We start from the raw sequence: 14,042 nt of genomic DNA on the forward strand, positions 1-14,042 counted from the left end.
CCTCTTCATAGGCCGCCTTCCCTTCACCCGCTACTCACTTCGCAGTGAGGCACATCACAATCCACATTACGCCGCCAGCTTGCGCAGCACGTACTGCAGAATGCCGCCGTTTCGATAATATTCGAGTTCGTCAAGGGTATCGATCCTGCACAGCAGCGAGACGCGCTGCAGCGAACCGTCACCGGACACGATCTCCGCCGTCAGCTTCTGGCGTGGTTTCAGGTCGCCCTGCAATCCCCGTATCGTTACGGTCTCATCGCCCTTCAAGCCGATCGACGACCACGAGGCGCCATCCTCGAAGGTGAGCGGCAGTACGCCCATGCCGACCAGATTGGAGCGATGGATGCGCTCGAAGCTCTGGCAAATCACGGCGCGAATGCCGAGCAGCCGCGTTCCTTTCGCAGCCCAGTCGCGCGACGAGCCATTGCCGTATTCGGCGCCGGCAAAGACCACCAGCGGCACATTCTCGGCCTGATACTTCATCGCGGCATCGTAGATCGACATCTGCTCGCCGTCGGGCCAGTGCTTGGTCAAGCCGCCCTCGGGAATGTTGCCGTCGGCGCCCTTCAGCATGAAATTCTTGATGCGGATGTTGGCGAAGGTGCCGCGCATCATGATTTCGTGATTGCCGCGCCGCGTGCCGTATTGATTGAAGTCGGCGGGGCGCACCTGATGCTCGCTGAGGAATTTTCCTGCCGGGGAGGTCAGCTTGATCGAGCCGGCCGGCGAGATGTGGTCGGTGGTGATCTTGTCGCCGAACATCGCCAGGATCCGCGCATCGACAACATCGACGATCGGTTCCGGCTGCTTCTTCATGCCCTCGAAGTAAGGCGGGTTCTGCACATAGGTCGAGCTCATGTTCCAGCGATAGGTCTCGCTCTCGACCGTCTTGATCTTGCGCCAGTTGGCGTCGCCCTTGAACACATCGGCGTAACGCTTCTTGAAGATCGTTGCGGTCACGAACTTCTTCATCAAGGCGTTGATCTCTTTCGTCGTCGGCCAGATGTCCTTGAGGTACACCGGCTTGCCGTCCTTGCCGTTGGCGATCGGCTCGACCGCGAGATCCTTGGTCACCGTTCCCGCCAGCGCGTACGCCACGACCAGCGGCGGCGAAGCCAGATAATTGGCCTGCACGTCGGGGCTGACGCGGCCTTCGAAGTTGCGGTTGCCCGACAGCACGGCGGCGGCAACGATGCCGTTGTCGTTGATCGACTTCGAGATGTCTTCCGGCAGCGGACCTGAATTGCCGATGCAGGTGGTGCAGCCGAAGCCGACCAGATTGAAGCCGACCTTGTCGAGGTCGGACTGCAGCCCGGAATTGGCGAGATATTCCGCCACCACCTGGCTGCCCGGCGCCAGCGATGTCTTGACCCACGGCTTCGCCTTCAGGCCTTTGGCGGCAGCGTTGCGCGCCAAAAGTCCCGCGCCGATCAGCACGCTCGGATTGGAGGTGTTGGTGCAGGAGGTGATAGCCGCGATCACCACGTCGCCATGGCCGAGATCGAAATCGCGATTCTCGACCGCGTAGCGATGCGAGGCGTCGGCGGCCTTCTTGTATTCGGTGGCCATCGCGGCGGAAAAGCCTTCCGCAACCGCGGGCAGCGCGACGCGGCCTTCGGGACGCTTCGGTCCGGCCATCGACGGCACCACATCCGCGAGATCGAGCGTCAGCGTTTCCGTGAAGACGGGGTCAGCTGACTTGGCGGTACGGAACAGGCCCTGCGCCTTGGCGTAGGCGGTGACCAGCGCCACGCGCGGCGCGGCGCGGCCGGAAGTCTTGAGGTAATCGATGGTCGCGGCATCGACCGGGAAGAAGCCGCAGGTAGCGCCATATTCCGGCGCCATGTTGCCGATGGTCGCCTTGTCCGCGACCGAGAGGTAATCGAGACCGGGGCCGAAGAATTCCACGAATTTTCCGACCACGCCCTGCTTGCGCAGCATCTGCGTCACCGTCAGCACCAGATCGGTGGCGGTAACGCCTTCCTTGAGCTGACCCTTGAGCTTGAAACCGACCACTTCCGGCAGCAGCATCGACAGCGGCTGGCCGAGCATCGCAGCTTCCGCCTCGATGCCGCCAACGCCCCAGCCGAGCACGGCCAAACCGTTGACCATCGTGGTGTGCGAGTCGGTGCCGACGAGCGAATCCGGATAGGCGACTTCGAAGGTGCCGGTCTTCTTGCCGACCTTCATCTTCTCTTTCTTGGTCCATACCGTCTGCGCGAGGTATTCGAGATTGACCTGATGGCAGATGCCGGTGCCGGGCGGCACCACGGAGAAATTCGAAAACGCCTTCTGGCCCCATTTCAGGAACTCGTAGCGTTCCTGATTCTGCTTGTATTCCTCGACAACGTTCTTGCCGAAGGCCTTGTTGTCACCGAAGAAGTTCACGATCACCGAGTGATCGATCACGAGATCGACCGGCACCAGCGGATTGATCTTCTCGGCGTCGCCGCCGAGGCTCTGCATCGCGTTGCGCATCGCGGCGAGATCGACCACGGCCGGCACGCCGGTGAAATCCTGCATCAACACCCGCGACGGGCGGAACGCGACTTCATGCTCGAGCTTGCGCTTCTTCAGCCACTTGGAAACGGCGACAATGTCTTCCTTCTTGACCGTGCGACCATCTTCGTTGCGCAGCAGGTTTTCGAGCAAAACCTTCATGGAATAGGGAAGTCTGGAAATTCCCTTCAGACCGTTCTTCTCGGCGGCGGGCAGGCTGTAATAAACGTAGGTCTTGCTCCCGACCTTGAGGGTTTTTTGGCATTTGAAGCTGTCGAGCGAGGTCATGTGAGGCAATCCCAGTTTCTTCGTTGTACCCGGCAAGGGTATCAAAACACCGTCAGCGAGGCGAGCCTGATGGCTTGCGGTGCCGGATCATGTGCGGCATCAAGTTCCGGCTTATAGAACCTTATTAGAATCTTTCCAGTGGCGCCGCCACACCGGGAAGCGTGCCGCAGCAGTGCACCACCCAAAAATTCTGCTGCGGTACCGATAGTTTCCTTAAGGGCTGTGAAAGGGCAAAATGCGGCTCCTGGGACGCGGCGTCAGGTGTGTGCGAGGCGGCCGGGAAGTGCTTTCCGGCCTCGATTTTGAGGCCTCCTCGGGCGAGGTGCTGGCCGTCACCGGCCCCAACGGATCCGGCAAAACCTCGCTACTGCGAATCATTGCCGGCCTGCTTGCCCTGGCCGGCGGGTCTGTCGAGCTGGAGGGCGGCGGGGACGAACTGACCTTGCCCGATCAGGCCCATTATCTCGGCCATCGCGACGCAATGAAACCTGCCTTGAGCGTGCATGAGAACCTGTCGTTCTGGCGGGATTTTCTCGGTGGCGAGGCGGTTGATGCGAAGAAGAACCTCGTTAACGACAGCCTTGTTAGCGAAAGCCTTATTAACGACAGCCTTGCCGCGGTCGGGCTCGATCATGCCGCACACCTGCCGGCGGCCTATTTGTCGGCCGGACAGCGGCGACGGCTCTCGATCGCACGGCTGCTGGTGACACGGCGGCCGGTCTGGCTGCTGGACGAACCGACCTCGGCGCTCGATGCCGCCGGACAGGCGTTGTTCGTGCGCCTGATGAGCGAGCACCTGGCGCGCGGCGGGCTGATCATCGCAGCGACCCACGCACCGCTCGGAATCGAATCGAGGGAATTGCGGATCGGGGAGACGTCGTGACTCTAAGAGGTGATCCACCAATCGGCGCAGGCCTCTCCGTTCCCTCCCCCCTTGCGGGGGAGGGTCAGGGAGGGCAGTGCCGCACGGCATGCTGCTTCGATTTGAACGAAGATGACGCGCATTCACTCCTGTCGATCCAGCACTTCTGTCGAGCACCTTTTCCGGGGCTACCTCCCTCCCCGACCCTCCCCCACAAGGGGGGAGCGAGCAATTTGTGCTCGCGGCAAGATCAGAACGTCCTGAGCACGTCGCGGGGCCTTGCATGACCGCCCTCGCCGCGCTGGTTCGACGGGACATCAGGATCGCGCTGCGGGTCGGCGGTGGCGCGCTGATCGGCGTGCTGTTCTTTCTCACTGTAGTTGTGCTGATGCCGTTCGCGATCGGACCGGACCTCGCGCTGCTGACGCGGCTTGGTCCGGCGATCCTCTGGCTCGGCGCGCTGCTCGCAAGCCTGCTCACCCTTGACCGGCTGTTCATGGCCGATCAAGAGGACGGCTCGCTCGACCTGATCCTGATGAGCCGGACGCCGCTGGAACTGACCTGCGCCACCAAGGCGCTGGCGCATTGGCTCGCCGCCGGCCTGCCGCTGATCGTGGCCACGCCGGTGCTGGGACTGCTGTTGAATCTCGATGTCGCGTCGACATCGGCGGTCGCGCTGACGCTGCTGGTCGGCACACCGGCGCTGACCTTTACCGGCATGATCGGCGCAGCACTTGCCGTCACCTTGCATCGCGGCGGTTTGTTGCTGGCGGTGCTGGTGCTGCCGCTGTCGATCCCGGTGCTGATTTTCGGCGTCGCGGCGTCGGAGGCCGCGATATCGGGTCCGCTGTCATTCGGAACCCCGTTTTCGATCCTGTGCGCGCTCTCGCTTGTCAGTTTTGTGATCGGGCCATTTGCCGCAGCGGCAAGCCTGCGGCAGGGGCTGGATTGATATGGCCCGATCAAGCGGAATTGCGCCATCCGCCCGATTGCCTGTAACGGCTGCGACGACTATCAGAGGCCCATGACGCTGATCGACCTCGCCAATCCGACCAGGTTCCTGTCACTGACCGCGCGCATCCTGCCGTGGCTTGCGGCGGTGACCGCGATCCTGCTGCTGGTCGGGCTCTATCAGTCCGCGATGGCGCCCGACGATTATCAGCAGGGCGCCACCGTGAAGATCATGTTCATTCACGTTCCCAACGCGTGGCTGTCGATGTTCGTCTGGGGCGTGATGAGCGTCGCTGCGCTGGGCACTTTGGTGTGGCGGCATCCGCTGGCTGATGTCGCCGCCAAGGCTGCCGCCCCGATCGGAGCGGCCTTCACGTTTCTCGCGCTGGTGACGGGTTCGCTGTGGGGGCGGCCGATGTGGGGCACCTATTGGGAATGGGATGCGCGCCTCACCTCGGTGTTGATCCTGTTCCTGATGTATCTCGGCCTGATCGCGCTGTGGCGCGCGGTGGAAGATCCTTCCCGCGCCGCGCGTGCCGCAGCGGTGCTGACGCTCGTTGGCGCGATCAACCTGCCGATCATCAAATTCTCGGTCGATTGGTGGAACACGCTGCATCAGCCGGCATCGGTGTTCCGGATGGGTGGGCCGACGCTCGACCGCGCCTTCCTGATTCCGCTGCTGGTGATGGCGCTGGCGTTTTCGCTGCTGTTCATCACGCTGCATCTCGCCGCGATGCGCAACGAGATCCTGCGCCGCCGGGTGCGTGCCCTGCAGATGATGCAGGCCACCCAACGTGCGGCCTGAGCCGATGTCGCTTGGCCCCTACGCGTCGTTTATCGTGACGTCCTATCTGCTGGTCGCAGCCGTGGTGCTATTTCTGATTGTCTGGATCGCCCTCGATTATCAACGGCAGCAACAACGTCTTCGCGAACTCGAGGCAAGCGGCGTCAGCAGGCGCTCCGGGCGCAGTGCGATGGATACAAGATGAGCGATCACACCACATCCGAATCCGCAATATCAAGCGCAGCGCCGCAACGCCGGCCCTGGCTGCGCGTCGTGCTGATGGCATTGCCGCTGGCGAGCTTTGCAGCGCTCGCGGCGCTGTTCTGGTTTGGATTGCATGACGGCGATCCCTCGCGAATCCCCTCTGCCTTGATCGGCCATCCCGCGCCGCAAACCGCGCTGCCGCGGCTAGAGGGACTCGTCGGCAATGATGGGCAGGTGCCCGGTCTCGATCCCGCTGCGCTGAAAGGCAAGGTCAGCGTCGTCAACGTCTGGGCCTCGTGGTGCGTGCCGTGCCACGACGAAGCGCCGCTCTTGACCGCGCTCGGTCAGGACAAGCGGTTGCAATTGATCGGCATCAATTACAAGGACTCCGCCGACAACGCCCGCCGCTTCCTCGGGCGCTATGGCAACCCGTTCGGCATTGTCGGCGTCGACGACAACGGCCGCGCCGCGATCGAATGGGGGGTCTATGGCGTGCCCGAGACGTTCATTGTCGGACGCACCGGCACGATTCTGTTCAAGCTGGTCGGCCCGGTCACGCCAGACAATATCGACACCGTGCTGAGGGCCGAGATCGACAAGGCGCTGAAGGCGGGAAGTTAGGTTTTAGCCGTCATTCCGCGGCGCGCGTTAGCGCGAACCTCAGATGTGCGATTGCACATTGGGGAAACTTGAAATGATCAGCGCGAGATTCCGGGTTCGCTTGCTAAAAGCCCGCGCCCCGGAATGACGAACGGGATGTAGCTCATCCCTTCCGCACGTCGCCGGCGTCCGCCTCGCTGGTTTCCAGCGTCGCCGGCTCCAGGTGATAGCGCTTGATCAGCGGCATCTGGGTAATCGCAAAAATCATGGTCAGCGGGATCACGCCGAACGCCTTGAACGCGACCCAGAAATCGGTGGTCTGGGTGCGCCAGACCGCCTCGTTCAGGATCGCCATGGCGAAAAAGAACAACGCCCAGCGCAAGGTCAGCATGCGCCAGCCCTGCGGCGTGAGGTTGAACATCTGGTCGAACATGATCGCGATAAAGGAGCGGCCGAACAGGAGGCCGCCGCCGAGGACCGCGGCGAACAGGCTGTAGATGATGGTCGGCTTGACCTTGATGAAGGTCTCGTCGTGCAGCACCAGCGTCAGCGTGCCGAACACGATGACGATGACGCCGGTGACCAGCGCCATGATCGGCACGTGCCGCGTCACCACGTAAGAGGCGATCATCGCGGCGACCACCGCGACCATGAATGCGCCGGTCGCCACGAACAAATGAAATTTGGCGTTGGCGAGAAAGAAGATCAGCAACGGACCGAGTTCGGTCGCAAGCTTGAACAGCGGATGCGGCTGGGTTTTGTCCATCACGTGACCTTTGCTGCCGTCATCATCCGCCACCGGGTCGGCGCAGAGCGCCGCCCGATGACAGGCTCCAACGGATGATCCAGTATTCCGAGCCGCCTCGATTCCCACGAACGGTGCGGCATACTGGATGCCCCGCTTTCGCGGGGCATGACAAGAAAAACCTCACGACTCAATCCCCGCAATCGCCTGCGCGAAATCCCGCGCCGTGAACGGCGCGAGATCGTCGATGCTCTCGCCGACGCCGATGAAGTGCACCGGCAATTTGAATTTCTCGGCCAGCGCCACCAGAATGCCGCCGCGCGCGGTGCCGTCGAGTTTTGTCATCACCAGCCCGGTCACGCCTGCGGTACGATGAAATGCCTCGACCTGCGACAGCGCATTTTGTCCCACGGTGGCGTCGAGCACCAGCAGCACGGCATGCGGCGCGGAAGCATCGACCTTCTTGATAACGCGAACGACCTTTTCGAGTTCTTTCATCAGTTCGGCTTTGTTCTGCAGGCGGCCGGCGGTATCGACCAGCAGCACGTCGAACTTGCCTTCGCGCGCCGCGGTCAGCGCATTGAACGCAAGGCTCGCGGAATCCGAACCTTGCGCGCCCGCGATCACGGGCGATTTCGTGCGCTCGCCCCAGACTTTCAATTGCTCGATCGCGGCGGCACGAAAGGTGTCGCCTGCCGCCAGCATCACCTTGCGGCCCTCGGCCGCGAATTTCGCCGCGAGCTTGCCGATGGTGGTGGTCTTGCCGGAACCGTTGACGCCGACCACGAGAACCACGAATGGCTTCTGCGCCGGATCGATCACCAGCGGCATCGCCACCGGCGACAGCACCTTCTCGACTTCGGTCGCGACCACGGCTTTGACTTCGTCCGCCGAGATCGCCTTGTCGTAACGACCGGTACCGACCGCGTCGGCAATGCGGACAGCCACTTCGGTGCCGAGATCAGCGCGCAGCAGCACGTCCTCGATATCATCGAGCATCGCACGGTCGAGCTTGCGCTTGGTGACGAGATCGGCGACCGCGGACCCAAGCGAACTCGACGTGCGCTTCAGCCCGGCGGAAAGCCGCCGCCACCAGCTCAGTTTTGGCTTTTCGGGAGTGGTATCGTTCATGGTGGGGGTGTGTTAGCGGTTTCGCGCCATGAGTGAAAGTCTCGATCGATTGATGGATGTTCCCGAGTTGACGGCGGACGAAATCCAGGCCCGCGTGCTCCATCGCGACGGCCTGATGCTGGTGATCGACAAGCCGGCGGGCCTGCCGGTGCATCGCGGCCCAAAAGGCGGCGCCAATCTCGAAACCTCGTTCGACGCGCTGCGGTTCGGCCTGCCGCGGCCGCCGGTTCTCGCGCACCGGCTGGACAAGGACACCTCCGGCTGCCTCGTGCTCGGACGCCATCGCAAGGCCACGGCCTCGCTTGGCCTATTATTCAAGCATGGCAAGATTTCGAAGACCTATTGGGCCGTGGTCGAGGGCGGACCGGCCGAGGATGAAGGCACCATCGACATGCCACTCGGCCGCCTCAACGCCGAGCGCGGCTGGTGGCAGAAGCCGGATCCGGAGGGGCAGAAGGCGATCACGACCTGGAAGGTATTGGGACGCGGTGACGGCCTTGCGTGGCTTGCGCTCGAACCGGTCACCGGCCGCACCCATCAATTGCGCGTGCACTCGGCTGCCACGGGCTGGCCGATCGTCGGCGATAATATCTACGGCAACGGCCCGCGCTTTGGCGAACCGCGGCTGCATCTGCATTCCCGCGAGATCGCGATCCCGATCTCCAGGAACAAGGAACCGGTGCGCGTGGTCGCGCCCGCGCCCGACCATTTGCACGAACGGCTCAGGGCGTGCGGGTGGAATGGGGAGTAGCGGCAAGAGAGCTGCGCGCTATTCCGATTACGGCTGTCATCATCCGCGACAGCGGATGATCCAGTATTCCAGAGAAGTTCATGGCTCGTCACTAGGGCCGCGGCGCACTGGGTCGCCAGGTCAAGCCGGGCCACGACAACTGGTTCACACGGTCAACCGCGCACCGTCATGCCCCGCAATCCTCAGCGCCCGCACCGTACCCGGTGTCTCACCACCAATCGCCACCGGCAGGAAATGCTCGGTACGGCCCTGCGAGACGCTCTCGATGAGAATTTCGCGCATCGCGCCGATCTCGGATGCGAGCCGCCGCCGCAATGCGGCTTCGCCCTTCGCGCGTAATCGTTTCGCGCGCTCCTTGATGATATCGCCCGCGACCTGCGGCATCCGCGCCGCCGGCGTGCCCGGACGTTTCGAGTAGGGAAATACATGCAGGAAGGTGAGATCGCATTGGTCCACCAGATCCTGCGAGCGCGCAAACATCTCTTCGGTCTCGGTCGGGAAGCCTGCGATGATGTCTGCGCCGATCGCGATGTCCGGCCGCAGCCGCCGCACCTGCGCGCAGAATTCAATCGCATCGACGCGGGAATGCCGGCGCTTCATCCGCTTCAGGATCAGATCATCGCCTGATTGCAGCGACAAATGCAGATGCGGCATCAGCCGTTCATCCTCCGCGATCACATCGAACAGATCGCGATCGGCCTCGATGGAATCGATCGACGAAATGCGCAGGCGCTTCAGTTCCGGCACATGACGCAGGATTTGCCGGGTCAGCATCCCGAGCTTCGGCGCGCCCGGCAGATCCGCGCCATAGCTGGTGAGATCGACGCCGGTCAGCACGATCTCGGCATGGCCGTGCTCGACCAGCGCGCGGACTTGCCCGACCACGGCGCCCATCGGCACCGAACGCGAATTACCGCGGCCATAGGGGATGATGCAGAAGGTGCAACGATGATCGCAGCCGTTCTGCACCTGCACGAACACCCGCGGCAGACCAGTCTTGAAGCCATCCAGCAGATGCGGCGCCATCTCCTTGACCGCCATGATATCGGCGACCGCGATCTTTTGGCTTTGGTCGATGCCGAACTTTGCCGGTGTGTCGAACGCCGCGCGGGTCGCGCGCCATGCCTCGCTGCGCATCTTGTCGTCATTGCCGAGGACGCGATCGACCTCGGCCATGCCTGCGAACATTTCGGCCTGCGTCTGCGCCGCGCACCCGGTGACGACGATCCGCGCGTCAGGCCGCTCGCGCTTGATCCGGCGGATCGATTGCCGCGCCTGCGCGACAGCCTCATTGGTGACCGCGCAACTATTGATGACGATGGTGTCGGTGAGGCCGGCGTCCTCCGCCTCGCGCGCGATCACCTCGGATTCGAAGGCGTTGAGGCGGCAGCCGAAGGTGACGATCTCGACCGTCATCACGCGACGCTGGCAAACAGCGCGGGGTCGAACGTTCCCTCATACTCGAACGTCGCCGTACCCGTCATCAAGACATGGTCATCGCGCTCGCGCCAGTCGATCGAGAGTTCGCCGCCGGGCAGCGAAATGTTGACGATGCGATTGGCGCGCTTGAGCCGTGCCGCGGCAACGGCCGTGGCGCAGGCCGCCGAGCCGCACGCTTTGGTCAGCCCCGCGCCGCGCTCCCAGGTGCGGATCGTGATGTGGTCGCGATCGGCGATATGCGCGAGCGTGATGTTGGCGCGCTCGGGGAAGATCGGATGATTTTCCAGCAGCGGCCCGAAGCGCGCGAGATCGTAGGCGTTGACGTCGTCGACCCAGAAGATCGCATGCGGATTGCCCATGCTGACCACCGACGGCGAATGCAGCAGCGGCGCATCGATCGGCCCGACCTGCAATTCGATATAGCGGGTGTCGCGAAACTCTTCCGCCAGCGGAATATCCTGCCAGCCGAATTTCGGCGCGCCCATGTCGATGGTGTAGAGATCGGGCGACGGGCCCTGCCAGCAGTTCAAAAGGCCGGCCGGGGTTTCGAAGGTGACAGCGGTCTCGCCAGTCTTCTCGAACAGCCGGCGCACCACGCAGCGCATGCCATTGCCGCAGGCGCCGGCTTCCGAACCGTCATTGTTGTAGATGCGGATGAAAGCTTCGGTTCCCTGCAGCCGCGGCGGCTGCAGCACCATCAGCTGATCATAGGGCACGCCCGCAGGCGAGGCGACCGCACGCGCTTCCTCGGCCGTGACGACGGCAGGCTTGTCGCGCAGATCGACCACGACAATCTCGTTGCCGATGCCGTTCATCTTGGCAAATGCGTGATTGGCCAGCGCGCTCATGAAATATCCTGATTTATGCCTGCCTTATATGGCCAATGATGCGGAATTGACCAGTATCCGTTGCACGGGCGCATGACATATCTGTCATGGGACGAAAACCGGAATGGCGTGTTAAGAATGGCGGCGCCTTCGCGATGTGACCGGGACATGCCGCGACGACCTGAGAATCAGGGCTTGGGCAAGACTTGAGAATCAGGACTTGAGAATCAAGACTTGGGGACGACGACTTGGGGATGGAGAATACTGAATGAATCGCTTTAGGTCTTTACGCTTTGCCATGGTCGCGCTGATCCCGGCCGCGGTGATTTCGCTGGGCATTGCCACGGCGCTGGCGCAATCGCCGGCCGCGACACCCGCGCCTGCCCCGTCCGCGACACCCGCCCCGTCTGCGACGCCTGCGCCCGCCGCAACGCCTGCCCCGCCACCGGCCGAGACCAAGTCACCGGCAGACACCCCGGCGGCAGACCAGACGGCGCCTGCGACGCCGCCCGCGGCTTCGGTTCAGACCGCCGATCCCTTTGGTGAGGAAATCACGCTGGCACCGAAGACGGTGGTCATCCTCAAGGGCAACGCCAACTGGGATTCGGCGTTCGACACCCTGATGGATTCGTTCAAGGCGCTGTCGGCGCTGCTCGACAAGCAGGGCATCAAGCCGTCGGGCAATCCGATGATCGTCTATACGTCGACCGACGATACCGGCTTCACCTATATGGCGGAAATGCCGGTCGATCAGGAGCCCAAGAACCTGACCAAGGCGATGAGCATGGGCAAGTCGCCGGAAGGCAAAGCGCTGAAGTTTGTCCATCGCGGCTCCTACGACAATATGGACAACACCTATGAAGCCATCACCAATCACCTCGACGACAAGAAGCTCGAGGCCAAGGACACCTTCATCGAGGAATACATCACCGACCCCCTGAAGACTGCGGAGGACAAGCTGGTGATCGACGTCTATGTGCCGCTGAAGTGAGCCTCATGGAGCGCCATACCATCTTCGCCGCCGCCATCGGCGCGGGGATGCTGCTCGTTGCGCCCGCGCTGGCGCAGACGACGCCTCCCGCCATGATTTCAGTGACCGGCGAGGCCACGATATCGGTGCCGCCCGACCAGGCGCAGGTCGAGGCCGGTGCCACGTCCTATGCCAAAACCGCGCGCCTGGCTTCCGAGACCAATAACGCGGCGGTGGGCCAGCTGCTGCTGGCGTTGAAGGCCGCCAATATCGACCAAAAGGATATCCAGACCTCGCGGCTGCTGCTGCAGCCACAATACGAGCCAAACCACAATCCGCCGACGGTCGTCGGATATCGCGCCAGCAATCAGGTGACGGTGCGCTTGCGCGACGTCAGCAAGGTCGCGAGCACGATCGACCTGCTGGTGGGCGCGGGCGCGACCGATATCGGCGGTGTCAGTTTCACGGTGTCGCAAGCCTCGAAGCTTCTCGATGACGCCCGCGAACAGGCTGTTGCCGACGCCCGCCGCAAGGCCGAGATCTATGCCAAGGCCGCCGGCGTCGCGCTTGGCGCGCCGCTCAGTATCTCGGAAGAAGGCGGTTCGCCCGGTCCGGTATTCCGCGCCAAGATGGCCGCCGCACCCATGGCCGCGACGCCGATCGCGCAAGGCGAAGAGACGCTTTCGGTGACGGTGAACGTGTCCTGGGCCATCAAGCAGGGGCAGTAAATCCCGGCGAACGCCGGGACGACGAAACAAGTGAACGCGCCCGCCTTAAATCTCCACCACCTGTCCCGGCTTGAGCGCGACAAAACGTTCGCGCGGGACTTTTGCTTCGTCCAGCGCCTCATCCAACGCGTTGGCCGGTGCGTCGATCGCTTCGTCCGTTAGCTGAAACGTGCCGTGATGGTGCGCCAGGGCCTGCGCGGCGCCGCAATCGGCCAAGGCTTTCACGGCATCAGACGGGTTCATGTGCTGGTCGCGCATGAACCAGCGCGGCTCATAGGCGCCGATCGGCAGGATCGCCAGCCGCAGCGGGCCATGCGCGTCGGCGACGCGACGGAAATGCTGGCCGTCGCCATAACCGGAATCGCAGACGACGTAGATCTTGCCGGCCGCCGTCTCCAGCACAAAACTCGCCCACAGCGCCTTGTTGCGGTCGAACAATCCGCGCGCCGACCAATGCCGCGTCGGCACCAGCGTCACCGCGACCCCCTTGCCGAGTTCGACGCGATCCTGCCAGTCGAACGCCTCGGCCTTGATCGCACTGTCCGCGCTGCGCATGGTGAGATCGTTACCGAGCGGCGTGATCACCCGCGGCGAAAATTGCTTGGCAAGTTTTGACAGCGTCGCGAGATCGAGGTGGTCGTAATGGCCGTGCGACACCAGCACGATATCGATGTCAGGCAAGGCTTCAAACGCAATGCCGGGATCGTTGTGACGCTTCGGTCCGGCAAAGCTGAATGGCGAGGCGCGCTCCGACCACACGGGATCGACCAGGATGTTCAGTCCCGCCGTCTGGATCAGCCAGCTCGCATGACCCACGAACGAGAATCGGACCTTGGCGCCGTCAACCCGCTCCGGCGGCGTATCGGCATAGGGGCTCGGCGCCCGGTCCGGCCATCGATTCCGCTGCCGGCCGCCGCCGAACTGCCACCGCAAGACCTCGCGGAGCGATCTCGGCGGCGCGCCGTTTGGATCGAAGAAATGCAGACCGTCGAAATGATCGGAAACGGGGCCGTCATAGGTTTTCATGCGGGAAGTCCAAAAGGCCGACAATCCAGCCGCGGCGGCGAGGCCAGCGAGGACGGTAAGAAGCCGGCGGCGGGTGATCGGGGCGATCACGGATGGCGGGTGCGGTCGGAAGTCATACCTCGCTATATGGCGAGGGTTCGGCAACATGGAACCCAGGGGCCGCAGCGAAATCAAAACCCGGATAAAATACCATTATGTTGAATGGCTTAACTCATATTCGGAGAGATCGATAACCG

At 63.1% G+C, this 14,042-nt stretch carries 14 protein-coding genes; 8 read left to right on the forward strand and 6 right to left on the reverse strand.

The genetic code is table 11. The features are described 5' to 3' along the window. Positions 1-66 precede the first annotated feature (66 nt). On the reverse strand, positions 67-2,787 hold the full coding sequence (gene acnA, locus BLV09_RS24415) for an aconitate hydratase AcnA (RefSeq protein WP_100384811.1): 2,721 nt from the start codon (positions 2,785-2,787) through the stop codon (positions 67-69). A gap of 235 nt (positions 2,788-3,022) precedes the next feature. On the opposite strand from acnA, the gene ccmA reads away from it, so the two are divergent. The 5 genes from ccmA (at position 3,023) to BLV09_RS24440 (ending at position 6,209) form a co-directional block, all read left to right on the forward strand. Then, entirely contained in the window at positions 3,023-3,670 is a 648-nt protein-coding gene (gene ccmA, locus BLV09_RS24420) for a heme ABC exporter ATP-binding protein CcmA (RefSeq protein WP_146689210.1), read from the forward strand. Positions 3,671-3,932: 262 nt separating this feature from the next. Then, positions 3,933-4,601, forward strand: coding sequence for a heme exporter protein CcmB (ccmB, locus tag BLV09_RS24425; protein WP_100384813.1), 669 nt, complete (start codon positions 3,933-3,935; stop codon positions 4,599-4,601). Between the two features lie 72 nt (positions 4,602-4,673). Beyond that, positions 4,674-5,405: a heme ABC transporter permease gene (locus tag BLV09_RS24430; protein ID WP_100384814.1), complete on the forward strand. Its 732-nt coding sequence runs from the start codon at positions 4,674-4,676 to the stop codon at positions 5,403-5,405. A 4-nt stretch (positions 5,406-5,409) separates the two neighbouring features. Continuing rightward, the gene (gene ccmD, locus BLV09_RS24435) at positions 5,410-5,589 is read left to right on the forward strand and encodes a heme exporter protein CcmD (protein ID WP_146691281.1); all 180 of its coding nucleotides are present in this window, start codon (positions 5,410-5,412) and stop codon (positions 5,587-5,589) included. Further along, positions 5,586-6,209 carry a DsbE family thiol:disulfide interchange protein gene (locus BLV09_RS24440; protein ID WP_146689211.1) on the forward strand — a complete coding sequence of 208 codons (624 nt, stop codon included), beginning with the start codon at positions 5,586-5,588 and terminating at the stop codon, positions 6,207-6,209. Before ccmD ends, BLV09_RS24440 begins: the two co-directional genes overlap by 4 nt. Before the next feature lie 142 nt (positions 6,210-6,351). On the opposite strand, the gene BLV09_RS24445 is transcribed toward BLV09_RS24440, so the two are convergent. Further along, positions 6,352-6,954: a septation protein A gene (locus BLV09_RS24445; protein WP_146691282.1), complete on the reverse strand. Its 603-nt coding sequence runs from the start codon at positions 6,952-6,954 to the stop codon at positions 6,352-6,354. A 162-nt stretch (positions 6,955-7,116) separates the two neighbouring features. Further along, positions 7,117-8,064, reverse strand: a complete 948-nt coding sequence (ftsY, locus tag BLV09_RS24450; RefSeq protein WP_146689212.1) for a signal recognition particle-docking protein FtsY — start codon at positions 8,062-8,064, stop codon at positions 7,117-7,119. A 28-nt stretch (positions 8,065-8,092) separates the two neighbouring features. On the opposite strand from ftsY, the gene BLV09_RS24455 reads away from it, so the two are divergent. Next, entirely contained in the window at positions 8,093-8,815 is a 723-nt protein-coding gene (locus BLV09_RS24455) for an RluA family pseudouridine synthase (protein ID WP_244548815.1), read from the forward strand. A 144-nt stretch (positions 8,816-8,959) separates the two neighbouring features. On the opposite strand, the gene mtaB is transcribed toward BLV09_RS24455, so the two are convergent. Both mtaB and dapF read right to left on the reverse strand, forming a co-directional pair. Next, a complete protein-coding gene (mtaB, locus tag BLV09_RS24460; protein ID WP_146689213.1) occupies positions 8,960-10,231 on the reverse strand; it encodes a tRNA (N(6)-L-threonylcarbamoyladenosine(37)-C(2))-methylthiotransferase MtaB in 1,272 nt (423 codons plus the stop codon). Then, entirely contained in the window at positions 10,231-11,103 is an 873-nt protein-coding gene (gene dapF, locus BLV09_RS24465) for a diaminopimelate epimerase (protein WP_146689214.1), read from the reverse strand. Before dapF ends, mtaB begins: the two co-directional genes overlap by 1 nt. A gap of 247 nt (positions 11,104-11,350) precedes the next feature. Here dapF and BLV09_RS24470 point away from each other — a divergent pair, with 247 nt between their 5' ends. After that, positions 11,351-12,073: a GyrI-like domain-containing protein gene (locus BLV09_RS24470; RefSeq protein WP_146689215.1), complete on the forward strand. Its 723-nt coding sequence runs from the start codon at positions 11,351-11,353 to the stop codon at positions 12,071-12,073. A 5-nt stretch (positions 12,074-12,078) separates the two neighbouring features. Continuing rightward, positions 12,079-12,780: an SIMPL domain-containing protein gene (locus BLV09_RS24475; RefSeq protein ID WP_146689216.1), complete on the forward strand. Its 702-nt coding sequence runs from the start codon at positions 12,079-12,081 to the stop codon at positions 12,778-12,780. Between the two features lie 45 nt (positions 12,781-12,825). On the opposite strand, the gene BLV09_RS24480 is transcribed toward BLV09_RS24475, so the two are convergent. Continuing rightward, on the reverse strand, positions 12,826-13,806 hold the full coding sequence (locus BLV09_RS24480) for an MBL fold metallo-hydrolase (RefSeq protein WP_244548816.1): 981 nt from the start codon (positions 13,804-13,806) through the stop codon (positions 12,826-12,828). Between the last annotated feature and the right edge of the window lie 236 nt (positions 13,807-14,042).

Source organism: Bradyrhizobium canariense (genome assembly GCF_900105125.1).
Lineage (GTDB): Bacteria > Pseudomonadota > Alphaproteobacteria > Rhizobiales > Xanthobacteraceae > Bradyrhizobium > Bradyrhizobium canariense_A.